15 protein-coding genes are annotated in these 24,885 nt (G+C 45.8%); 4 read left to right on the top strand and 11 right to left on the bottom strand.

What is annotated here, in order from left to right; translation table 11 throughout:
- The 3 genes from carB to dapB all read right to left on the bottom strand — a co-directional run bounded on the left by carB (position 1) and on the right by dapB (position 5,533).
- Positions 1-3,222, bottom strand: a complete 3,222-nt coding sequence (gene carB / locus IUA53_RS12045; protein WP_196897167.1) for a carbamoyl-phosphate synthase large subunit — start codon at positions 3,220-3,222, stop codon at positions 1-3.
- Between the two features lie 13 nt (positions 3,223-3,235).
- The gene (gene carA, locus IUA53_RS12050) at positions 3,236-4,366 is read right to left on the bottom strand and encodes a glutamine-hydrolyzing carbamoyl-phosphate synthase small subunit (RefSeq protein ID WP_044056717.1); all 1,131 of its coding nucleotides are present in this window, start codon (positions 4,364-4,366) and stop codon (positions 3,236-3,238) included.
- Between the two features lie 354 nt (positions 4,367-4,720).
- The gene (gene dapB / locus IUA53_RS12055) at positions 4,721-5,533 is read right to left on the bottom strand and encodes a 4-hydroxy-tetrahydrodipicolinate reductase (protein WP_196897168.1); all 813 of its coding nucleotides are present in this window, start codon (positions 5,531-5,533) and stop codon (positions 4,721-4,723) included.
- Positions 5,534-5,740: 207 nt separating this feature from the next.
- Between dapB and IUA53_RS12060 the strand changes: the two genes are divergently transcribed.
- Positions 5,741-6,421 (top strand): cytochrome b/b6 domain-containing protein, encoded by a 681-nt coding sequence (locus tag IUA53_RS12060; RefSeq protein WP_196897169.1) that lies wholly within the window; start codon positions 5,741-5,743, stop codon positions 6,419-6,421.
- A 36-nt stretch (positions 6,422-6,457) separates the two neighbouring features.
- Here the strand turns inward: IUA53_RS12060 and IUA53_RS12065 are convergent, their stop codons facing one another.
- From IUA53_RS12065 to grpE, 5 genes are all read right to left on the bottom strand, one after another.
- Positions 6,458-9,103 (bottom strand): GGDEF domain-containing phosphodiesterase, encoded by a 2,646-nt coding sequence (locus tag IUA53_RS12065; protein ID WP_196897170.1) that lies wholly within the window; start codon positions 9,101-9,103, stop codon positions 6,458-6,460.
- A gap of 347 nt (positions 9,104-9,450) precedes the next feature.
- Positions 9,451-9,936 (bottom strand): c-type cytochrome, encoded by a 486-nt coding sequence (locus IUA53_RS12070; protein WP_044058816.1) that lies wholly within the window; start codon positions 9,934-9,936, stop codon positions 9,451-9,453.
- 153 nt (positions 9,937-10,089) lie between these two features.
- Positions 10,090-11,223: a molecular chaperone DnaJ gene (dnaJ, locus tag IUA53_RS12075; protein WP_044056713.1), complete on the bottom strand. Its 1,134-nt coding sequence runs from the start codon at positions 11,221-11,223 to the stop codon at positions 10,090-10,092.
- 203 nt (positions 11,224-11,426) lie between these two features.
- Positions 11,427-13,355, bottom strand: a complete 1,929-nt coding sequence (dnaK, locus tag IUA53_RS12080; RefSeq protein ID WP_044056712.1) for a molecular chaperone DnaK — start codon at positions 13,353-13,355, stop codon at positions 11,427-11,429.
- Between the two features lie 119 nt (positions 13,356-13,474).
- On the bottom strand, positions 13,475-14,104 hold the full coding sequence (grpE, locus tag IUA53_RS12085; RefSeq protein ID WP_196897171.1) for a nucleotide exchange factor GrpE: 630 nt from the start codon (positions 14,102-14,104) through the stop codon (positions 13,475-13,477).
- 275 nt (positions 14,105-14,379) lie between these two features.
- Between grpE and IUA53_RS12090 the strand changes: the two genes are divergently transcribed.
- On the top strand, positions 14,380-17,844 hold the full coding sequence (locus IUA53_RS12090; protein ID WP_196897172.1) for a PAS domain-containing hybrid sensor histidine kinase/response regulator: 3,465 nt from the start codon (positions 14,380-14,382) through the stop codon (positions 17,842-17,844).
- A 6-nt stretch (positions 17,845-17,850) separates the two neighbouring features.
- On the opposite strand, the gene IUA53_RS12095 is transcribed toward IUA53_RS12090, so the two are convergent.
- The 3 genes from IUA53_RS12095 to IUA53_RS12105 form a co-directional block, all read right to left on the bottom strand.
- Positions 17,851-18,753: an aspartyl protease family protein gene (locus IUA53_RS12095; RefSeq protein ID WP_044056709.1), complete on the bottom strand. Its 903-nt coding sequence runs from the start codon at positions 18,751-18,753 to the stop codon at positions 17,851-17,853.
- A gap of 168 nt (positions 18,754-18,921) precedes the next feature.
- Positions 18,922-19,560, bottom strand: coding sequence for a response regulator transcription factor (locus IUA53_RS12100; RefSeq protein WP_044449406.1), 639 nt, complete (start codon positions 19,558-19,560; stop codon positions 18,922-18,924).
- Between the two features lie 150 nt (positions 19,561-19,710).
- Positions 19,711-22,029, bottom strand: a complete 2,319-nt coding sequence (locus IUA53_RS12105; protein WP_044056708.1) for a TonB-dependent receptor — start codon at positions 22,027-22,029, stop codon at positions 19,711-19,713.
- Positions 22,030-22,304: 275 nt separating this feature from the next.
- Here IUA53_RS12105 and IUA53_RS12110 point away from each other — a divergent pair, with 275 nt between their 5' ends.
- Positions 22,305-23,600 (top strand): GntP family permease, encoded by a 1,296-nt coding sequence (locus IUA53_RS12110; RefSeq protein WP_044056707.1) that lies wholly within the window; start codon positions 22,305-22,307, stop codon positions 23,598-23,600.
- Between the two features lie 114 nt (positions 23,601-23,714).
- On the top strand, positions 23,715-24,884 hold the full coding sequence (locus tag IUA53_RS12115) for an E22 family MetX-like putative esterase (protein WP_231401322.1): 1,170 nt from the start codon (positions 23,715-23,717) through the stop codon (positions 24,882-24,884).
- The last annotated feature ends 1 nt before the right edge of the window (position 24,885 follow it).

Consider the following 24,885-nt stretch of genomic DNA (forward strand, 5'->3'; position numbering starts at 1 on the left):
TTAGTGTTCGAGTCTTGCGTGAAGCTCTTGTACAGACGCGACTTTATTACGGTCATCGGCAGATTTCGCACGAATAGTGGCAAATGCCGCATTCATTGTAGTGGTATAAGTCACCTTATTCACAAGTGCTTCGCGACGAATATAGACAGAATCCGTAATGGCTTGTCGACCTTCTGTGGTGTTAATCAAATAGGCATATTCACCATTTTTGATAGCATCAACAATGTTTGGGCGGCCTTCAGACAGCTTATTCACTACCGTGCTTTCAATGCCGGCTTCATGAAGTGTCGCTGCCGTTCCGCGGGTAGCTTCAATACTAAAGCCAGCTTCGGTTAGCGCCTTCGCCAAACCAAGGATTTTACTCTTGTCTGTATCACGTACAGAGATGAGAGCCTTTCCTGCCTTGGGTAACGGTGCGCCTGCACCTAAGTTAGCTTTCGCATACGCTTCCTCGAAAGTATCACCCACGCCCATTACTTCACCTGTAGAGCGCATCTCTGGGCCCAATAGTGGATCGACACCTTGGAACTTAGCAAAAGGAAGTACAACTTCTTTTACCGAGTAGAAAGGAGGGATAATTTCTTCAGTAACACCCTGTTCAGCCAGTGTCACTCCAGCCATGGCACGTGCTGCAACTTTGGCGAGTGGAACACCTGTCGCTTTGGATACGAAAGGCACAGTACGCGCTGCACGCGGGTTTACCTCGATGAGGTAGACTTCGCCGTCTTTAATCGCAAACTGGGTATTCATCAAACCCACCACCCCAAGTTCGAGTGCCATAGCACGTACTTGCTCGCGCATGGCATCTTGAATATCTTTAGACAGTGAATGTGGTGGTAATGAGCATGCCGAGTCACCTGAGTGAACACCTGCTTGTTCAATGTGTTCCATGATACCGCCAATCACCACCTCTTTGCCGTCGCAGATGGCATCGATATCAACTTCAATTGCGTCATCCAAGAAACGGTCTAACAAAACAGGGGCGTCATTAGACACTTTCACCGCTTCATTCAGGTAACGCTTAAGGTCTTTAATGTCGTAAACAATTTCCATTGCGCGACCACCAAGAACGTAACTTGGGCGTACAACCAGAGGGAATCCAATCTCTTCAGCCATGGCTAGGGCTTGCTCGACGTTGGTAACTGTCGCATTCGCAGGCTGCTTAAGATTAAGCTTGTTCACCATTTGCTGGAAACGCTCACGGTCTTCCGCGCGGTCAATGGCCTCTGGAGACGTGCCCATAATGGGTACGCCGGCGGCTTCTAACGCACGGGCGAGTTTTAGTGGGGTTTGGCCACCATACTGCACGATGACGCCCTTCGGCTTTTCCTTTTCGACAATCTCAAGGACATCTTCAAGGGTTACTGGCTCGAAGTACAAGCGATCAGAAGTGTCATAGTCGGTAGAAACCGTTTCAGGGTTACAGTTAACCATGATTGTTTCATAACCGTCTTCACGCATAGACAGCGCTGCGTGCACACAGCAGTAATCGAACTCGATACCTTGACCAATACGGTTTGGACCGCCGCCCAATACCATAATTTTGTCTTTGTCCGTCGGCGCAGCTTCACATTCTTCATCATAGGTTGAATACATGTAAGCGGTACTGGTAGAAAACTCTGCCGCACAGGTATCCACACGCTTATAAACCGGTGAAATACCGAAACCTCGGCGGGTTTCACGTACATCATTTTCAGCAACTTTGGTCAACTCAGCTAAGCGAGAATCAGAAAAGCCTTTACGCTTAAGCTGACGCATAAAGGTTTCATCAATACCTGCCAAGCCCGTTTCCGCAACCTTTTTCTCTAGCAAGACTAAGTCTTCTAACTGAACCAGGTACCAAGGGTCGATATTCGTGAGGTTAAACACCTCCTCAACACTCATGCCCATACGAAATGCATCGCCAATATACCAAATGCGCTCAGCACCTGGCTCGCGAAGTTCGTAAATCACCTTATTACGGGCTTCCGGGTCGTCTAAATCCACCATGGAATTTAGCCCGTTTGCACCAACTTCCAAGCCACGAAGCGCTTTTTGTAGTGATTCTTGCTGGTTACGACCAATGGCCATCACTTCGCCCACTGACTTCATCTGAGTGGTTAGGCGGTCGTTAGCGCCCGCAAACTTCTCGAAGTTAAAGCGTGGAATTTTCGTTACAACATAGTCTATCGACGGTTCAAAAGACGCCGGCGTTAGGCCACCTGTAATGTCATTAGCAAGTTCATCAAGGGTATAGCCAATAGCTAGTTTGGCTGCGACTTTAGCAATTGGGAAACCGGTTGCTTTTGAAGCCAGTGCAGATGAACGAGACACCCGAGGGTTCATTTCAATGATAACCATACGGCCAGTTTTAGGATCTACACCAAACTGTACGTTAGAGCCCCCGGTTTCAACACCAATTTCACGTAGTACAGCCATCGCCGCATTACGCATAATTTGAAATTCTTTGTCGGTCAGGGTTTGTGCTGGTGCCACTGTGATTGAATCGCCAGTATGCACACCCATAGGGTCGAAGTTTTCAATGGTACACACAATGATGCAGTTATCGGCTCTGTCGCGAACCACTTCCATTTCATACTCTTTCCAACCCAACAACGATTCATCAATAAGAAGTTCGTTAGTAGGTGAAAGATCTAAACCTCGAGTACAAATTTCGTTAAATTCTTCGATGTTGTACGCGATACCGCCGCCGGTGCCACCCATGGTAAACGATGGGCGAATGATACAAGGAAAACCAATGCGGCTAAGGACATCATGCGCTTCGTCCATGCTATGAGCAATCTCTGCTCGCGGACACTCAAGGCCAATGTTTTTCATTGCCTGGTCGAATCGCTCTCGGTTTTCCGCTTTGTCGATGGCATCTGCCGTTGCACCGATAAGCTCACAACCAAATTCATCAAGTACACCATGTTTGTCTAGGTCAAGGGCACAGTTAAGTGCAGTTTGTCCGCCCATGGTGGGAAGAATAGCGTCTGGACGCTCCTTCTCAATAATTTTGCGTACCACTTCCCAATGAATTGGCTCGATGTAAGTTGCATCTGCCATTTCAGGGTCAGTCATAATGGTTGCTGGGTTAGAGTTAACCAAAATAACACGGTAGCCTTCCTCTCGAAGGGCTTTACACGCTTGAGCGCCTGAATAATCGAATTCACAAGCCTGGCCGATAACAATAGGGCCAGCACCAATGATAAGAATACTTTTTATGTCGGTACGTTTTGGCATAGCGGGCTAATTCCTACTGCTTGTGTTGTTCAATAAGTTCAATGAAGTGGTCGAATAATGGCGCCGCTTCATGAGGACCTGGGCTGGCTTCAGGGTGGCCCTGAAAACTAAACGCAGGCTTGTCGGTGCGATGTATACCTTGCAACGACTTGTCGAACAACGAAATGTGAGTTACTTCTAGGTTATCTGGCAAGCTAGATTCGTCTACAGCAAAACCGTGGTTTTGGCTGGTGATCATAACTACATTACGCTTAAGGTCTTTAACTGGGTGGTTTGCACCGTGATGACCAAACTTCATCTTTACGGTGGTTGCACCACTCGCTAAAGCGAGTAACTGATGCCCTAAACAGATACCAAAGACTGGCGTACCTGTTTCTACGATGGTTTTAATCGCTGTGATAGCATAGTCACATGGCTCTGGGTCGCCTGGACCATTTGAAAGGAAAACACCATCTGGATTCATGGCAAGCACGTCTTCAGCAGGCGTTTGTGCTGGCACTAGGGTAATTTTACACCCTCTGTCGGCTAACATGCGAAGTATATTGCTTTTCACACCGTAGTCGTAGGCGACCACATGGTATTTGGCTTCTGCAGGCGTGACGTAGCCTTCGCCAAGTTTCCAACTGCCCTCAGTCCAGGTTTTTGACTCAGAAATACTAACAACTTTCGCCAAGTCCATGCCTTTGAGGCCCGGGTAGGCTTTTGCTTGTTCTAATGCTTTGGCTTCGTCTAGCTCGTCGGTGCAAATAATACAGCCGTTTTGCGCACCCTTGTCACGTAAAATACGCGTTAAGCGGCGGGTATCAATATCAGCGATTCCCACAACACCTTTTTCTTTAAGGTATTCAGACAGTGTCTGCTGTTGTCTAAAGTTACTCGCAACAAGAGGTAAGTCACGAATGATAAGACCTTTCGACCAGATTTTATCTGCTTCAACGTCTTCTTCGTTAGTACCAGTGTTGCCAATGTGAGGATATGTAAGGGTGATGATTTGTTCAGCGTAGGATGGGTCGGTGATGATTTCTTGATAGCCGGTCATTGAAGTATTAAAAACAACTTCACCAACGGCCGTGCCTTGCGCACCAATCGCCGTACCTTTAAAGACAGAACCATCCTCTAACACCAAAAGGGCAGAATTAGCCAAGTCAACCTCCAGATTAAGGATAACTATGTGTTTGCGCACTTATTTGCACAAACCCCACAAAAAACGGGAGGTAATGAAAACAATACATCCCGTTTTACGATCTTTGCAGCTAATAAAACCGCACTCTTCAGCCAATTTCTTGGCTTCAAAATACGAAATTCTGGCAAATTCCGGCGAGTATACATGACTCATCGAAAATGTCTAATTTATTTGCGTTAAACATGCAAAATAACGCTTATATCAGCAATTTTGCTCAGAAGCTTCGAAAATGCAGCTTATCGTACAAATTTAGCACTATTTAGAGCCTCGAAGGTTTCTCTACTCCCTTCCAATTTACGATTAAACGTCGCCCTTTTAGGATACGTTTAATTTTAAATTGAGCACGTCTACCATGGAGTATAGGCCAGGCGTCTTGCCGTGCAACCATTGAGCAGCATGCACCGCTCCTTTAGCGAAGGTTAAGCGGCTAGACGCTTTATGGGTAATTTCGAGTCGTTCGCCAATATCCGCGAATAACGCAGTATGCTCACCTACAATATCGCCGGCGCGTACAGTGGCAAAACCAATGGTGCCCTGATCTCGCTCCGGTTCTTTACCTTCGCGACCATACACAGCACAGGTTTTTAAATCACGCCCTAATTCATCGGCAATCGCTTCACCTATTGCCATGGCGGTGCCTGAAGGGGCGTCTTGTTTAAAGCGATGATGCGCCTCGGTAATTTCAATGTCAGCGGAATGTCCGAGCACGCTTGCTGCTTGACGGACAAGCGAAAGCATCAGGTTAACGCCCACGCTATAATTAGCGGCAAACACAATAGGAATATGCTGAGCTGCAGCATCTAATAGACCAAGCTGTGTTTCACTCAACCCTGTGGTACCAATAACAACGGGGGTTTTGGTGTCTACGCACCACTGCAGGTTGCTTTCCAGCGTTACCGGTAACGTAAAGTCAATCATCACATCCGCATCATTTTCAGATAACGATGAGATAGCACTGCAATTCACGTCTTTTTTACCAATACCTGCGAGTTCTCCTACATTCATACCAATCCAAGGTGAATCATCGCGCACCGTAGCCACACTCAACACGGTGTTTTCATTTTGTTCCAGTGCATCAATTAGCACTCTTCCCATGCGCCCATTGGCGCCAAACAACCCTACCTTCATCTCGTTAAACTTTTCATTTCAATAGCTATACCTAGGTGGCATTTTGCCAAATGCTTGCACTATTGCAATGCGAACAGCGAAAAATCGCAAATAAACTTTTAAACGGGGGCTTTGGCGTAAATATTTACTGGTTCTCTCGTCTTTCAGTCGTCATTTGCGCTAGCATAGAAAAAAGCGCTTTAACTCTTTTTAATTGGATTGACTGCCATGCAAAGACAACTCATTTGGGACATCCCTACCCGTTTATTTCACTGGCTATTAGTGCTCAGTATTGTGGCACAATATGCGACCGCTGAATGGATGGATAATGCGACTCAGTGGCACTTTTATATTGGCTACTTCACACTGGGCTTACTTGTGTTTCGCATAATCTGGGGAATTATTGGCCCTGAATATGCGCGCTTTTCTCAGTTTGTTACCGGTCCAAAACAGGTCATAGCGTATTTACGTACGCTCTTTGATAAAAATAGCCCAAGTGTGGCAGGCCATAACCCTCTAGGGGGGTGGTTTGTCATTGTCATGCTTACCCTATTAATTATTCAAGCGATAAGTGGGCTATTTATGACTGACGACATATTTTTAGATGGCCCGTATCGGGCAATGGCCGACGACAGCACGCTAGATGTCATGAACACGTTACATCACCTGGCTTTTGATATCTTAATATGGGTCATTGCGTTGCATATAGCGGCTATCCTTTTTTATGCCGTTTACAAGAAGCAAAAACTCGTACCTGCCATGCTGCATGGTAAAAAAGACACACATTCACCAGCCATAAAATCGTCTAAATTGGTTTTAGCGCTTATTGTTGCTGTATTAAGTGCAGTTGCGCTTTACTATGCAATTGACGTGCTCCCCCCTGAACCAGAAATAGAAGAGTACTTTTAACAGTCGGCTGCATTAACAGCCCGCTATTCGGGCTGTCTAATGCGGACGTTCTGCCGACGCAGTGTCGCCAGTGTGGGCTTTTTCAGAAAGTAGCTTTTCACGCCAAACGTGTACACGCATTGGTTTATCGAGGAAGTAGCCTTGAAAGCCCGTACAACCACAATCTTTTGCGTACCTAAGTTGGTGAGTATTCTCAATGCCTTCAGCAACGGCTCGCAGGTCGAATATTTTCGCCATGTCACAAATACTGTTTATCAGGAGGCTTTTACTGCCGTCAAGGTTCACTTCATCTATAAAATGACGATCCACTTTTAACTCTTTAATGGGTAACTCTTTCAAATAGCTTAAATTGGAATTACCACGACCAAAATCGTCGATAGAAAAAACGAAGCCTTTCAGGGCGAGTTCTCTAATTCGCTTTCTTACTAATCCAAAGCTGTGAATAAGCGTACCCTCAGTTAATTCTAAGGTAATACTGCCAGGGGGAACTTTCCAACGGTCGACAATGGACAACAAACTTTCACTAAAATCAGCACGGGCAATGTGTTTAGCGCTAACATTAATCGCTAATCGTGTTTGAATACCCACCTCTTGGCAATCGCATAGCAACTTACAGGTTTCATTCATCACCCATTGGCCAATTTCGACAATAATGTCACTTTCTTCGGCAATGGGAATAAACTCACCAGGGCTGATAAGCCCTAACTGTGGATGTTGCCAACGTAACAACGCTTCAGCACCAATGATATTTCCCGCATCACCGTATTGAGGCTGTAACACGATGAAAAGCTCTTTGTTCTCTACCGAGCGAAGTAAGGATTGCTTGATATATTGATAACGTTCATAGCGCGCCGTAGAGCCTTGGTACAACCGCACTCTCTCGTGGGTGTTTTGTAAGCTGCCTTCAGGCGGCGTTTGAAAAATCATATGTTTCACTTTTTCAAAACATAGATCTTTTCCTTCCAGCCAACAGGTATTCACGTTAGCTTGCAGATAGTGAGGGCTATTGTGCAAGGTAATATGACCAAACACATCGTTAACCAATTTCCACTCCACTTCGTTAATTAGCGCGCTGGCGCCATTTTCTCCGTCTTGCAATGGCGCCTCGTACATCACTAGGTAACTGTCTCTGCTTTCGCTGTAAACCCTGTATGTGCCGGAAAAACTACGCTCTAATCTAGCCGCAATAATACGAGTAATGTAATCGGTGGTAGCTCCACCAAAGGCTTGTCGGTACTGATCTAAATTAACAATATTAATTCGCAAACAAAACAAGTAGCCTAGGGTAGCTTTGCATTCTCTAATAGTACGCTTTAGCGTAGTATCGAACGCGTGTAAGTTGGGTAACTTGGTCACTCTATCCAGATAGGCGGCATCTTTAAGCTGTTCTAACTGGAAATTTTGTTCCGTCATATCACGGCACAAGGCCACAATGCGCCTTTGATTATCAAGGAAAAATGTTGAAAAAATAACATCTGCACAAAAGTTGCCGCCATTTTTTCGTTTCATGACCAGTGCTTTTGCCATGCTTTCGCCCTTCATACAGCTGCTTTGGGCGAGAAAATCTCTAACATCCTTAATTTCTTTTGCCGCCGACTGTTGCTGACTATATCCTTTGGCATAACTGCTTAGCTGACCACTTTCATTTTTATCCATGAGAATAAATATCTCTTGCCCTATCATTTCGTCAGGGTCGTAACCAAATACCTGCCTAACCAAATTGTTGGCCGTTATTACCGTGCCTTCTTCATCGAGGGTAAGCAGTGCATGCCCTAAGTTATTCAGGATGGTAGAGAGGTATTGGGTGTAATTGTGTTGCGTGTCAGACAGGCGCTTGGTTTCGGTGATATCTTGTGCAGAACCAAAAATGCGATACACCTTGGGGCGCTTTTTACTCGCGATACACTGAGCCTTGCCGGTCATTTTCAACCATCTTTTATGCCCTTCCCCATTGATAAACTCGGCCTCCAGCGTAAATGCGTTGCCTTTTCTAAGTACTTCAAGGATAGCCGCCCTAATATGCTTACGGCTCTTTTCTGTAAAGTTGCCTAGTGCTCGATCTAACGTGACTTGTCTACCTGGCGTCATACCAAACAGGCAGTAAGTTTCGTGGGTCCAGGTTATTTCACGTTGCGCAACATCAAACTCCCAACCGCCGGTATGGGAAATTCGGCCAATTTCATTCAGTAAAGCAACTTTCTCTTGGAGTTTATCGGTGAAAGGGTGCTGAAGTAATTGATATTGCAAACGCAGCTCAATTTTCTGACGTGTGATATCAGCGAAGCTTTGCTGCTCATTAGTTAACGATAAATTGGGATGAATCAGCAGTAGCGCACCAATGCGGTTGCCGTGAATATCGCATACTGCCCCCATGACGACGTAATGGGCGCTGTAGTCACCAAGTGTGGCTGGCAGACTAAACTCATTCGCACTTATCGGCGCACTGAGTGTAGTTAAAGACAAAAGCACGTGTGCATGCTTTGGTAAACTGATTACCGTTTCTTCTGATACGGTGTTCTTACTATCACAACATACCACACTGACTTTATTTTCTTTATGGTGCTGAGACACGAAGATGACACAACTGGCACCGCTGTTAACTCTGCCTTCGTTAAGGTGCTCTATTAGGTCGGAATGTGTACTGTTTCTCACATAAGCAAACATTCCATCGTTAAACTGCATAAGGAGCCACTCCACCTCTTCTCTTCTGGTATACGATAATCCACCGCTAACGGGCTTCCATGATGAACCGCATGACAAAAATAAAGCGAAAATAAAAAGATCGTTTGGGACTTTGAGAAAGTCAGATTAGAAACACAGGCAAACGATTCAAATGAACATTATTTCGCCAACAATAGAGAATTTTTGTACACTTTTCCAGCAGAAATGCGTTTTATTCGCAAGAAGTTTCTAAATTGTATCAATATCAAAACGCTACGATTTTAGAAATATCGTCCACAGGGGATAAAAGACGGGATAAAAGAGGGATACGTGAGGAGTACGCAGGCTATACTCCTCATTGATAAAGCTTAGTCTTTCTTATAATCGTCGTGACACGATTTACAGCTTGCACCAATTTTGCCAATTGCCGCACGGTAGGCACTTTCATCGCCGGTTTCAACGGCAGCCTGCAACCCCAGTGATGCGGTTTTCAATGCATCGGCTTTACTTGCAACGTCTGAGAAGTTTTCCCAAATGGCATCTTTTGCACCGGTTTCAACGTCGAAACTACGTGTATCTACCGACAAGTAGTCTGTCATCATATCAGCGAGTTGCTCTAAGCGAACCGCATTGGTTTTCATCACACTTTCGTCATAAGGCAATGCGCCTTTCGCCATGCCACCAAGTGGCCCCATGTTACTCTTTACAAGCTGGAATATTGCTTGGCGATACTGTGTGGCCGCCTTAGCATGCTTAGCCGATGATGCTTCTGTCACTTCAGCTGCCACTGCTGCCGATGACGCTAAAGCCCCTAAAGATAAAAATACAGCCAGTGATTTCTTTACTGTGTTCATGCCTATTCCTGTAAAAATTAAAACGGTCATCTCTATCCTGAACAATCGCCATAATATTGGCAAGGTTTATTACGCTAAAGTTAAGATAAACAAAGATTAAAGGAATAAAAAAGCCCTCAAAATGAGGGCTTTATATAAAATTGGCTGGCAATTTTAATTAGTGAGGTCGTCGAAGAACTTTTTGACGCCATCAAAGAAACCTTGTGCCTTTGGGCTGTGCTTGCTTGAAGCTTTACCCATGGACTCTTCCAGTTCCTGTAGCAATTCTTTTTGACGTGAAGATAGATTAACCGGGGTTTCTACCACGACCTTACACATTAGGTCGCCAATGGCTCCACTGCGAACTGATTTTACGCCCTTACCACGTAACCGGAACATACGTCCAGTTTGAGTTTCTGGGCTTATCTTCAATTTAACTTTGCCATCTAAAGTGGGGACTTCTAATTCGCCACCCAGTGCTGCTGTGGTAAAACCTAACGGCACTTCGCAATATAAGTTATTGCCATCACGTTGGAAAATATCATGTTCGCGCACATGCACTTGTACATACAAGTCACCTGCCGGTGCCCCATTTTCTCCAGCTTCCCCTTCGCCCGACAAACGAATTCTATCGCCTGTATCAACACCCGCGGGGATTTTAACGTTAAGGGTTTTGGTTTTTTCTTTACGGCCATGCCCATGACAGCTGTTGCAAGGATCTTCAATAATCTTACCTTTGCCAGAACACGTTGGGCAGGTTTGTTGCACCGCAAAGAAACCTTGGCGCATTTGTACTTGGCCGTTGCCATGACAGGTTGGGCATGTTTTTGGTGAAGAGCCTTTCTTCGCACCCGAGCCATCGCACACGTCACACTCAACTAATGTGGGTACACGGATATCGACGCTCTTACCGCGAACGGCTTCTTCTAGAGAAAGCTCTAGGTTATAACGAAGGTCTGACCCTTGTCGCGCACGAGATTGTCGGCCACCGCGACCGCCGCCACCAAAAATATCGCCAAATACATCGCCGAAAATATCTCCGAAATCGGCACCACCACCGAAGCCTGCGCCACCACGATTAGGATCGACGCCTGCGTGACCATATTGGTCGTACGCCGCACGTTTTTGCGAGTCTGATAGTATTTCGTAGGCTTCTTGGATTTCTTTGAATTTGTCTTCCAGCCCTTTATCGCCCTGTGTACGGTCAGGGTGGTATTTCATCGCTAGTTTTTTGTACGCCTTTTTAATTTCGCGTTCACCAGCGCTTTTATCTACCCCTAGTACTTCGTAGTAGTCACGTTTCGACATATCGTTTACTTATCCTACTTTTTGTCGACAGCCCCTATAATTGGCACTCTCGAATCTACATCTGTGAGTTGTGAGTCCTTACAAGGATTGCATTCATGCTTCCCTCGACACTAACACAACAAAGGCGCAACAAGAAATTCCTGCTGCGCCTCAACTGCTAAATCAGCCCACCAGCTCTGTGTCAGCGGGCGTATCGCAACAGCTTACTTTTTATCGTCGTCTTTCACTTCTTCAAACTCAGCGTCAACAACGTCATCGTTCGCTTGACCAGAAGCTTGCTGCTCGGCACCTTCTGCACCACCAGCGGCAGCACCTTGTTGTGCTTGCGCCGCTTCCATCAACTTGCTAGACGCTTGAATAAGTTCTTGCGTTTTCGCTTCGATTTCTGCTTTGTCTTCGCCTTTAGACGCTGTTTCTAGCGCAGTAAGGGCTTCTTCAATTGGCGCTTTATCTTCTGCACTTAGTGCATCGCCAACTTCTTCAAGCTGCTTACGTGTAGCGTGGATCATGCCGTCAGCTTGGTTACGTGCTTGAATTAGCTCTTCAAACTTCGCATCCGCTTCCTTGTTCGCTTCGGCGTCGGCGACCATTTTTTCAACTTCTTCATCGCTTAAGCCTGAAGACGCTTTAATAGTGATCTTCTGCTCTTTACCTGTGTCTTTATCTTTTGCGGACACATGTAGAATACCATCAGCATCTAGGTCGAAAGTGACTTCGATTTGCGGAACACCGCGTGCTGCTGGACGAATACCTTCAAGGTTAAACTGACCAAGAGACTTGTTGCCGCTTGACTGCTTACGCTCGCCTTGTAGTACGTGTACGGTTACCGCAGACTGGTTGTCTTCCGCTGTAGAGAATGTTTGCGACTTCTTCGTTGGAATCGTCGTGTTTTTCTCGATAAGCGCAGTCATTACACCACCCATAGTCTCGATACCTAGAGACAGAGGCGTAACGTCTAGCAGTAGTACGTCTTTAACGTCCCCAGAAAGTACACCACCTTGAATAGCTGCACCTACGGCTACCGCTTCATCAGGGTTAACGTCTTTACGTGGCTCTTTGCCAAAGAATTCAGTGACATACTTCTGTACTAGCGGCATACGTGTTTGACCACCCACAAGGATGATGTCGTTGATGTCGCCTACAGATAGGTCTGAATCAGCTAGTGCTTGCTTAAGTGGGTTAAGCGAGTTTTTCACTAGGTCTTCAACCAAAGACTCAAGTTTTGCACGCGTTAGCTTAATCGCTAAGTGCTTAGGACCTGTTGCATCGGCCGTGATGTAAGGCAGGTTAACTTCTGTCTGTTGTGAAGAAGAAAGTTCAATTTTCGCTTTTTCACCGGCTTCTTTAAGACGCTGCATAGCAAGCGGATCTTTACGAAGGTCGATGCCTTGGTCTTTCTTGAATTCTTCAACAAGGTAGTTGATAACACGGTTATCGAAATCTTCACCACCAAGGTGAGTATCACCGTTAGTCGCCAGTACTTCAAAGGTGTGTTCACCGTCTACTTCATCAATTTCGATGATAGAGATATCGAAGGTACCACCACCTAAGTCGTATACCGCTACAACGTTATCGCCTTGCTTTTTGTCCATGCCGTAGGCAAGAGCAGCTGCAGTCGGCTCGTTGATGATACGCTTAACTTCAAGACCTGCGATACGACCCGCGTCTTTCGTTGCTTGACGCTGAGAATCGTTAAAGTAAGCAGGAACAGTGATAACTGCGCCAGTCACTTCTTCGCCAAGATAATCTTCAGCGGTTTTCTTCATTTTCTTAAGTACTTCGGCAGAAATTTGCGGTGGCGCCATTTTCTCGCCTTTCGCTTCTACCCATGCATCACCGTTGTCAGCCCCTACAATTTTGAAAGGCATGATGTCGATGTCGCGTTGTACTTCTTTGTCTTGGAAACGACGACCAATTAAACGCTTGATTGCGAATAATGTGTTTTCAGGGTTAGTAACTGCTTGACGCTTTGCAGACTGACCTACTAATGTTTCACCGTCGTTTGTATATGCAATAATTGAAGGCGTTGTACGATCGCCTTCCGCGTTTTCAATTACGCGAGGTTTGTCGCCGTCTAGAACTGCGACACATGAATTCGTTGTACCTAAATCGATACCAATGATTCTACCCATTTTGTGTCTCCGAAAAAGTTTCTTAATTCTGTACTTTTAGTGGGGTTATTCCCCGTTCTTTTCAATAGTTGCCAGTAAAAAAACTGACAATTTTGTATCGTTTTACCCGCTTTACCTAATTAGGCTTGGGTGTCGACACCACCACTTGGTGCGCGAGATACCATTACCATGGCTGGGCGCAACAAACGGCCATTAATTTGATAACCTTTTTGCATGACGGCCATCACTGTGTTTGGCGCGTGATCTGCACTTTCTTGCATAGACATTGCCTGATGCAGGTCAGGGTTAAAGGTTTCACCCTGTGGATCAATAAGGCTTAATCCAAATTTCTCAATAGTGCTTAAGAAAGTTTTGTGGGTCATTTCCACACCTTCTAGTAACGGCTTAACCGCTTCGTCTTCACTGTCGGTCATTTCAATTGCACGTTCGAGGTTGTCGATGACCGGAAGTAATTCGCCAGCAAAGCGTTCTAGCGCAAACTTACGCGCTTTTTCTACTTCACCATCTGCACGGCGGCGCGCATTTTCAGCATCGGCACGTGCACGAAGTACACCTTCTTGCTGCTCTTTAATGGTGGCTTGCGCTTCAGATAGTGCTGTTTCCAACTCGTAAATGCGCTGTGCATTTTCATCCAGCGGCGCTTGCTCACCCTCTGCCACTTCAACTTCAACCTGTGCTTCTTCCGTTGCCTGCACGGTTTCGTCTGCTGCACTCTCTTGTTCTGCCTGCACGTCGCGATTTTCGCTCATGCCTACCTCCAACGTTTTTCTTAATTTGGGCAATGCGCAATGACGCTTCGTCATTGCTTGTATATCTGTTGCGGTTATTTATGGGGCTAGTTTTAGGGTGTTCAAGGGTATCCACATAATTTTTGTGGATGAAGGGGAAAAAAATGGCAATTAGATGGAATGAAATGAAAATGAGCGGTACGATGCCACTAAATGTAAATAAAAAGTTAAGTATATTTTCGTCGCCTTGTAGCCAACGAATTTGCTTTTTATCGTTCTTTTGATATGGATATTACATGCTCAGTATCTGGACTGTAGGTATTTTAGTTAGCTTGTATCTTGTGACGCTATTTGCCCTTGCCTTTTGGGGCGATAAATACCTACGCGACAATCAGCAACATCCTATTTTGTACAGTTTAGGGTTGGGTGTGCACTGTACTTCCTGGGCATTCTTTGGCACCACATCACAAGCCGCTGAATACGGCTGGGCCATTATCCCCACTTATTTAGGTATTGTCCTGACTATGGCCTTTGCCTTTCCCGTACTCCTCAACATCAGTCGCTTATGCCAGCAACATAATATTAGCTCTTTGGCAGATTTAATTGCCATGAAATATCGCCATTCCCACTTAATTGCGGCGCTAATCACAGTGTTATGCTTTATTGGTGTCATTCCTTATATTGCCCTTCAACTTGATGCCATTACTAAGTCGATAAATTTGATCACGGCAGACACACAAAACAGTGGGCCAAAGGTAAGTATATACGTGGCAGCGTTAATGACCCTTTTCGCAATAATATTCGGCACTCGCTCACTAAACCTCACCGACAAACACCCTGGATTGCTGCTAACCATTGCTTTTGAATCCATTATCAAACTTTGCGCACTGTGTGCCATAGGTATTTTTGCCTGCTTCTATTTATTCGATGGGGTATTGGATTTAGTCGCGCATGCATCACGCGATCAGGCGGCAAACGAGGTGCTATATGCCGATCGTGCCCCTTGGGTGTATTTAACTCACGTCTTGCTCGGCGTGTGCTCAATGTTCGTGCTGCCGCGTCAATTTCAAATGAATTTTATCGAACAAAATGGGGAGGGTGAACTTCGTACAGCTCGTTGGCTGTTTCCCCTTTACTTACTGGGCATGACGGTGTTTTTACTGCCTATTGCACTGGCTGGAAAAATGTTGCTCCCCACTACCATGGCGTCGGACACGTATGTTATTGCTCTGCCACTTTACAGCAATAACCTTTATTTATCGGCGTTTGCCTTTATCGGCGGTTTATCTGCAACCACCAGTATGGTTATTGTGGCGACACTGGCGTTGGGGATTATGATAGCGAATAACTTGGTGACGCCCCTATGGCTAAAGGTCAGACTTAAACGCACGCCCAATCATACCATGCAGCCCACGAAAATTTTGGCGATCCGACGTTTGACCGTATTAGTGGTATTGTCTGTGGCGCTTTGGTATCACTTGAACATAAGCCAAGCCGCGCCCCTTGTTAAAAGTGGTGTAATTGCCATAGCGTTGCTGGCGCAATGCATGCCAGTTCTCATGTTTGGTCTTTATTGGAAAAAGAGTACGAAATGGGCGGCGATTTGCGCATTATTGAGCGGTCTAGGGTGTTGGTGTTATTTTCTTTTATATCCTAGCTTACTGTCGAGCTACTATTTTAACCCTCCACCAAGTGATGCTGAACTTGGCTCAGGTTTCGTTTTCTCCTTGTTAGTTAATTGCACCACGTTCATCGTTATTGCTTTACTCTCTCAACGAAACAAAAGCAGTGGGAAAGGACAAAAAGAATCGCAATCAGTCCCGCCGTTTCTCTCTGTGAAAGTCCGAGACCTCATTACTCTCAGCCAGCGTGTGCTAGATAAGTCGTCTCATCAAAAACTGACTCAGCAACTGTCGGTAGATTTACATCAAGCCTTCGCTAACGGCTACGCTAGTCATGCTTTGGTAAATCGTGTTGAAAAGCTACTGGCCGCCCAAGTTGGCGCGCCTAGCGCGCGTATTTTACTTGGCGCAATTGCGGACACCGGCGGTGATACCCTGCCCGATTTAGTGGACTGGGTAGAAGAAGCGTCCCAGTCATTTCAGTTTAACCACGAGGTGCTTCAGTCTTCGGTTCAGAATATTGAGCAGGGTATTAGCGTGCTGGACGAAAAGCTTAGGCTATTAGCGTGGAATGACAGATACGTGCAATTGTTCAACTACCCTAAGCATTTTTTAAAGGTGGGCATGCCCATTACTGACATTCTCAACTTTAATGCAAAACGAGGGTTATTCGGCGCACTTCATCAGCCCACAACCACGTTAAAACCAGCAGAAATATCGTTAGAAGAAAGTAATAGTAGTGCTCAAGCTGAGATAGAGAAACGTGTCGGTTATATGCTCAATGGCAGTCGCCATAAGTATGTGCGAAAGCAACCCGACGGCAAAGTGATTGAAATTAATGGCGCTCCACTTCCTGGAGGCGGCTATGTAACCACTTTTAGCGACATTACTGAGTACATTTCTATTCAGAAAGCCCTGGAAGGGGCAAAAAGTGATTTGGAAGCCAGAGTGGTGCAACGCACCTTAGAGCTGGAAACGGCAAAACAAGACGCGGTGAATGCAAATGAAAGTAAAACCAAATTTTTAGCGGCAGCGGGGCATGACCTAATGCAGCCTTTCAATGCAGCCAGCTTGTTTGCCGCGATGCTAAGCAAAAAGACCGAGGGGAGTGAATTAGCTAGCTTATCCGAAGGCGTAGTGAATTCTCTGAACAATGCACAAACGCTCCTCTCCATGTTATTAGATATGACCAAGCTGGAATCTGGCATTTTAAAACCCCAGAAAACCACCTTCCCTCTTGATGATATTCTTTCTTCTCTGCAGCAAGAATTTGGGGTTATTGCTAGCCAAAAAGGAATCACACTGAATTATATTAAAACGCATGTCTGGGTGTATTCTGACAAAAACTTGTTACGCAGAGTCATTCAAAACTTAGTGTCTAACGCTGTGCGCTATACTCAGGAAGGTAAAATTCTGGTGGGTGTACGGCGGGGACGTCAGTCATACTTACAAGGCGATTCCCCTACTGTTAAAGTCAGTGTATACGATACTGGAATGGGCATAGCACCGCATCATCAGCAGGACATCTTCGGTGAATTCCATCAGCTAGACAATAGCAAAACCAATGAAGGTATAGGCTTAGGTTTAACCATTGTCGATAAAGTATGCCGATTACTAGACCACAGTGTGAACATCACGTCTGAGCTTAACCGAGGTAGTTGTTTTAGCGTGTGTGTAGAAAGGGTGAGCAATAATGAAAGCGAACATAAACACGTTGTCACCTCCAATGAAACAACCTCGCTCTCCCAAACACCTAGCAGCCTAGATAAAGGCCAAAATTTCCTTTACAACAAACGCATAGTGTTGGTTGAAAATGACGAGCAAGTCGCGTTAGCAATGACACATTTACTTAGTGATTGGGGAGCACAGGTACATTGGCTAAAAGACAAAGGTGACGCAAGCCGTTTAACCGCACGGGATTACGACGTGTTAATTGCCGACTACCATTTAAACTTCGGTGAAACTGGATTTGAAGTGGCTGAGACGCTGGAGCGCCTCAATATTACCTTTTCATTTAAGTTACTGATCACGGCGAACAGAAGCACAGAAATACGAGAAGAGAGTGCGCAAAAAGGGTTCGCCTACTTACCCAAGCCAGTAAAACCATTAGCACTCAAACGCACCCTAAAACAGTATTAAATGAGGTTACTGCGGCACAGCAACATGCAACTTGCCTCTCTTGTAATCTAAGGTCACGATAAAATCTTTCAGAAGATCGTAGCCAATGAGGCCGACAACACGTTTTCCGCCAATACGGCTGCCCGTTTGCTCGAACTGGCTCTCCAAATGGGTTTTTTGACCTTTTGCGGGAAAGCGTATTTGCACATCACTAATTTGATAGGGGCCGAACCGCACGGTTTCAGCTGTTGCGTATTCGTTTACGCCCATACTATTCGCGCCGAAAGACGCATTTGCTCCCTCTACATTTTCGAGTAAGCCCGCCTTGGATGCCGAACTGCGATCGATTAACACCGAGCCTGCATTTCCCGTATCTACGCGTAACCACATTGGCTTACCATTAATTTCGATTTGGGCAATCGGCATACCGCTACCTTTCTGGGTGACGGCTTTCACATTGGCCATTTCTCGCATATCAACCACATCACGAGTGAGTAACCGCATTTTCTTATTGGGATAATCTAACTGCACAATAAAGTTGGAAAAAAAGCCGGCCCCCAAAAGCATACCATTTGAATGATGACCTAAATTCCCTTCAACTAAACCGTCTAACTCAATAGGCAACCCAAAGATTTCCACTGCCACATTGTTGTACGCGTTTCTAGTTTCAACATCGTAAACCCCTTTAACGTTGACTTTGCTTCCTCTGTTCAATTCAAGTTGATGTTTACCTATAAACGCTTTATTTATACTGTTAATTTGCGCCCCTGAGTCCAACATTACACGGGTGGGGATCCCTTCTATGTTTACCGGAAAGAACACGTGACCATTGTCGAGAGTAAAATCGGTCCACTGAGATACAGCAGCGTTAGCGAAAGAGTAAAAAACAGAAGTGAGAAAAAAAGACAATACAAAGGTAGCTAGCTTCATAACGTTCCTTGTTTAACCTAACAATGTACAAATTTCGTTCGAAAACAATAACGTTAGCACAGCTTATTAGCCTGGGTCGAGTCACCTAGCGTAAAATTAAAAGAGGAAATGTCAGCATCGGGTCACTTAAATTTACACTACATCGTTATAATGGTGAGTTACTTCCCCCTAATTCGTTAACATGGCATTTTTAAATGCAATGCCCGCCTTAGTCCGATTGATGACACCCAACTTCTTTAATACCGCTGATACATGCTGCTTTACCGTAGACTCTGAAATAGCAAGTTCATAGGCAATTTGCTTGTTAAGCAGGCCGTCCGCCACCATCTGAAGCACCTTAAGTTGATGAGGCGTAAGCAGTTTCAATTTACTGGAAAATTCATTGCAAAAGTGCGTTTGTGTTTCATTATCCAGTAAGGCCGCAGTGGGTACCCATGTATTCCCTTCCAATACCGTTTCCACGGCATCAATAATACAATCTACCGACGCCGACTTTGGGATAAAGCCACTAGCGCCAAGGGCGATGGCCTTCTCAACGATAGTGGGCGACTCTTGTGCGGTGATGATCACCACTAACACATCAGGGAATTGAGCTTGAATTTCCACTAAGCCATTAAGCCCCTCAGTGCCCGGCATGGTCAAATCAAGAAACACCATTTCCACATCGGGATGGGCATGTAAACGTTGGAGCGTTTCTGGGTAACTCGACGCTTCTAGCAATTGAATATCCGGCAAGGTCCCTAAGGCATGGCACATAGCGGCTCGAAAAAGCGGATGATCGTCGGCAATAAGCATGTTAACTGACATGTAGCCACCCATTTGTAACTAATTTGTTAATATAATAATACCATGGTCTTACCAAGATGGATAAACACAAATTAGGCAAACGCGCATTTTACTGAACAGAAACCTGTTTTCATAAGAATGCGCGCTGCGCTAATGCCTACTTACTCTAGATTAAAAGCGATAACCTACCGTGAGATGAACGGTTCGAGGGTCGCCGTAGTAACCTATCAGCGTGGTATCACCACCTAAACCCGGGCCGTAGTTTCCGTCTTCATCTCGGGTGACAAAGTCGTAGCCGCCAACCAGATATTCTTCGTCAGTAAGGTTTTTAACGTGGAGCCCGCCATACCAATTTCCACTAACACTTTCCCAACGGGCACTCAAATTAACCATGCCGTAGGCATCTTGCTGAATAAGATCGCTTGTTTCAAAAATAAGGTAGTCGTCGCGGTAGTAATAATTTGCATTAAATGTAATATCACCAAAGCTGGTCTCCAGCAGGTAATTTGCATTCAAATTAAAGGTATTTTCAGGGGTACTGGCTAAACCAATTAAGGGGGGAATCGCGTTGTTTTCCTTGATTTCAAAATCAATGTAGCCGTAAGCCACATCAAATTGAAGGTTGTCTGTGGCTACCCAGGTTAACTCCAACTCGGCCCCTTTTGCCGCCGTTTCAGCTGCATTTCTCAAGCGCTGATCTAGCGCTGTCGGGTCGGTCAAATCCCCTTCTACCCCTATGTACTGTCTGTCTTTATGGTCGTACGAAAACAAAGTAACATTCAGGCGAAGCGCGTCAGTCAGATCGCTTTTCATGCCCACTTCTATGCTGTCTACCACTTCGGGTTCTACACCAGGTTCATTGGTGGTTGCCCGGGGGTTGAAAGTACCTGACTTAAACCCTTGAGAATAACTGGCAAAAAACATCATATTGTCGTCAAATTGGTATTCCACGCCGACGCGAGGCGTAAACCGAGACCAACTTTCAACCGCAGGGGCATCAAGCACATCGTCACCATTGGCGTCTGCCCCGAGTACTTGAGGCACTAACTCGCCATCCGGGCGCACATAGCCGTCAACCCAATCAGAATAAGGATACACATTGGCGAAAACCAGCCCGTTATACACGGTAGCGGTTTTTTCTTCGTCAGTGAATCTAGCGCCAACGGATAGCGACAGTTTATCGGTAACATCATAATTTAGCTGCGTATAGGCGGCCCAACTTGTTGAGTTGTTGCAACCGGAGACCTCGCGGGTTAACCCCGTTGCCCCTAATGACACGCCTAACACCCCTAAAATAGCATCAAAGTTACCGCAGCTTTCACCGTCATAGAAATAGAGGCCTGAAACAAGACTGAGTTGATCCCCGATATAGTTCGCCTGAATTTCATGGGTATCGTTACTGTCGTCATATTCAGCTGGCACATCAAATATAGGTAAAGGGGTGTTATCAAAATCGATGTTAGTTGGAGAGTAACTTTCTCGGTGTGAACCTATGTATTTAAGCTCTAAATTGTCAGACACTTGGTACCGCGCCAACCAATTGTACCCTTCCAACTCAACTTTATTCCACGTTGGCAAGCTGGTGTATGAGTCGTATTTTGAGTCGGGTACAGGCGCATCGGTTAACAGGCTAGGTAGCAGTCGGTAACCCCCTTTTGCGTTTGAGGTGTCTTCGGTTTTATCCCAGCCAAACCTAAAAAAGAGCTGATCGCTTGGATGAATTTCTAACGTTACCCGCGCGGCCCACAAATCTTTATTGTAGTTTTCTTTATCCTGATTGGGCAGTGCACTGATTAAATATTCGCCAAACCCATCACGATTTAAATTTGCATACCCCACGCCCAGATACACGGTATCTTCGATTAGTGGAAACTGACCCGTTAGCTTTACATCTCGCTGACTGTAACTACCAAGCGTAGCCTCAAGGTTCATTTGCATTTCACCCGTCATTTCCTGGGTGACGTATTTCACTGCGCCACCAATGGTATTTTTCCCATAAAGTGTTCCTTGGGGACCACGCAATACTTCTATTCGCTGCACATCGAGTAAGTCCAGTACCGCCCCTTGAGGCCGTGCGATATAGACATCATCTACATAAATTCCAACCCCCGGTTCGTAACCCCAAAGTGGGTCTTGCTGCCCTAAACCTCGAATAAATGCAGTAAGAGTAGAGTTGGTACCCCGGCTTGTCTGCAAGGTTGTATTTGGCGAAAACTGCTGTACTTCGGTGAGTACGCTAATGCCTTTTTCTCCCAGTTCCGCAGCACCAATTGACGTGATAGCCACGGGGGTTTCTTGTAGCGACTCCACGGTTTTACGCGCGGTAACCTCTATGCGCTCTAGCTTGCTGGTTTCTTGCGTGGTTTCCTCATCTGCTTGTTGTGCCTGCACAGGTGAAATCCATAGTCCTGTGGCCACTGCCATGGCACATAAAGTGAGAGAAGTATTAGGTAACCGCGCTGTGCGGTTGCTGTGTGTGGTTAATGACATGAGTGAGTCCTTTTTTGTTTTACGTTGTTTTCACTGCCGGATGTTCTGCCTACGGTCAAAACCACTTTAGTTAAATATTTGTTAACAGTATGTAGTACCATCGTACTATGGGAATTTATATAAAGTCACGCCACACTCAGTGCTTAAGTTAAATACATATGTTTAATTTTCATTCGTTTAGAAAAGTCATTGGCTTGCTAAGCATTTACATACAACCCCATCAACTTAACTGTTCCGGATTATCTGCGGTCACAGATTCTTAAAGGAAAATAATTATGTTAAGTATGATTGGCCTGGTAGGCGGGCTGCTGTTGCTTATTGTATTAACCATTCGCGGGATGAATTTATTCATTGCTGCGCCACTTTGTGCGCTAGTGGTTGCCATCACCAATAATATTTCGGTGTTTAGCGGTGAGGTTAACTTTGTCGAAACTTATATGAACGGATTCTCAGGCTTTATTGCATCTTGGTTTTTTATGTTCTTGCTCGGTGCGCTTTTCGGCAAGTTTATGGAAGACACGGGGGCAGCTGAATCGGTTTCACGGTGGATAATTTCAAAAATTGGGTTTCAGCGTGCCGTGCTGGCAGTGGTATTGGCATGCGCCATTTTAACCTATGGTGGCGTGAGTGTATTCGTGGTCGCGTTTTCGGTATACCCTATGGCGGTAAGCTTATTTAAAGACGCCAATTTACCTCGGCGCTTTATACCCGCCGCAATGGCTTTTGGCTCTGTTACCTTTACCATGACATCGGCCGGGTCGCCCGAAATCCAAAATTGGATCCCCATCAAATACTTAGGTACCTCGCCTTTTGCGGCGTGGGAGGTCAGCCTTGTTGTCGCAGTATTTATGGCATGTTTCGGATATTGGTGGTTAGCCAAAATGATTCGCAAAGCGGTCGACAATGGTGAACAGTTTACCGCACGTGACACCGACCCCGAGCTGACAGCGCGCGCTCTGCCTCATCCGCTCACGGGTATAATACCGCTTGTGGTGGTGCTGGTGATATCTTTCTTATTTCATGAATCATTGGCACAATTAGCATTAATATTGGCCTTGGGCGGCGGTGTACTGTGTTTATTGGCCATAAACTATTCCCACTTTCATAGCCTATCGATGGCGGTTAATACGGGAACCACTGGCGCGCTAATCGCCATCGGTAACACGGCGGCAGTGGTGGGGTTTGGCGCCATCGCTAAAAATACAGATGCCTTCCAACAAACCGTATCTCTTATGACACAAATTCCTGGCAACGAGCTTATTGGCGCCGCCATTGCCGTTAGCGTTATTGCCGGGTTAACAGGCAGTGCATCGGGCGGACAAGCCATCGCACTGCCCTTGGTTGCCCCTCATTATCTCGACCAAGGCGTAGAGCCTGAGCAACTGCATCGCATTGTCTCAATATCATCGGGCGCACTGGATTCTCTTCCCCACAATGGCTATGTGGTAACCACCATTCGCGCCATTTGTCATGAAACCCATCAAGCCGCCTACTGGGCGGTAGGGGCACTGACCGTGGTGGTGCCGCTCATTGGGCTGGGTATGGCCATTGTATTATTCAGCATACTTTAAGGAGGTATAGCTATGTCGATTAAACAACGCACAAATTGCACACCGAGCCCCCATAACAAGAGGTTAGCCTGGTCATTTTTCACCCAATTCGTTTGCCTTTTTATGCTAATAGCAATGCCACCCAGCCTTTTCGCTAAGCAGTTAGGTAACGCCCAAAACACCGCCCCGCTTCTCGTTAAAAAGCACGTGTTCACTATGGCTAACTTCTCCACCTTCGGCGGCAAGGTTATTGAGGAAATAAACGTTGGATGGGAGGCATATGGCAACCTTAATGAGAACAAAGATAATGTTATATTAATAACCCATTACTTTTCAGGGTCATCACATGCTGCGGGAAAATACACGCCAAGCGATGCCTCTGCCGGCTATTGGGATAGCATCATTGGTCCTCATAAGGCCATTGATACCAAAAAGTATTTTGTTGTCAGTGTTGATTCACTCGTTAACTTAAACGCCTACGATGACAATGTAATAACCACGGGGCCAGCATCGATAAACCCTCGCACGGGCAAAGTCTATGGATTGAGCTTTCCCGTCGTGACTATTCGCGATTTTGTTAATGTTCAAAAGGCATTGCTAGAAAGTTTAGGTATTAAAAAGCTTCACGCTGTTATTGGCCCATCGATGGGGTCGATGCAGGCCATTGATTGGGCTAGCGCTTACCCCGATTGGGTACCACGAATGATTTCTGTCATTGGCGCTGGAGAAAGCGACGCTTGGACAACTGCAAATCTCGCTCACTGGGCTGCCCCCATAAAACTGGATAGCAAGTGGAACAAGGGAGATTACACGAGGGATAACGGCCCCACTGATGGTTTAACCGCGTCGCTTATGCTGATTACACAAAATGCCTTAACCCCTGAATTTTTCAATGCTCAAGGTGCTCAACTCGGGTTTCACAATACCGAAAAAGCGCCTCTTGAAAACATTAACCAATCGCACTCTATTGTTTCTTGGCTGGCATCCCGCGCGCGCGCTCGTAGTGCAAAGATGGATGCCAATCACCTTTTGTATTTAGTAAGAGCCTGCCAATTGTTTGTGGCGGGCCATCGGGAAACCCTGGCTTCAGGTATGGAACAAATCAGGGCAAAAACCCTCTTCATTCCGTCTTCATCAGATCTTTTATTGATGCCCTATTTATCAACATCCGCATACAGCGCGTTAAAAGACATGAATAAAGATACGTTTATTGATGAGTTACACGGGGATTTAGGCCATTTAGAGGGCGTGACCGGTATTCATGCTCAAGCCGAACGCATACGTGCTTTCTTAGAAAGCGAATAAA

Source organism: Alteromonas sp. B31-7 (assembly GCF_015767655.1).
Classification (GTDB): domain Bacteria; phylum Pseudomonadota; class Gammaproteobacteria; order Enterobacterales; family Alteromonadaceae; genus Alteromonas; species Alteromonas australica.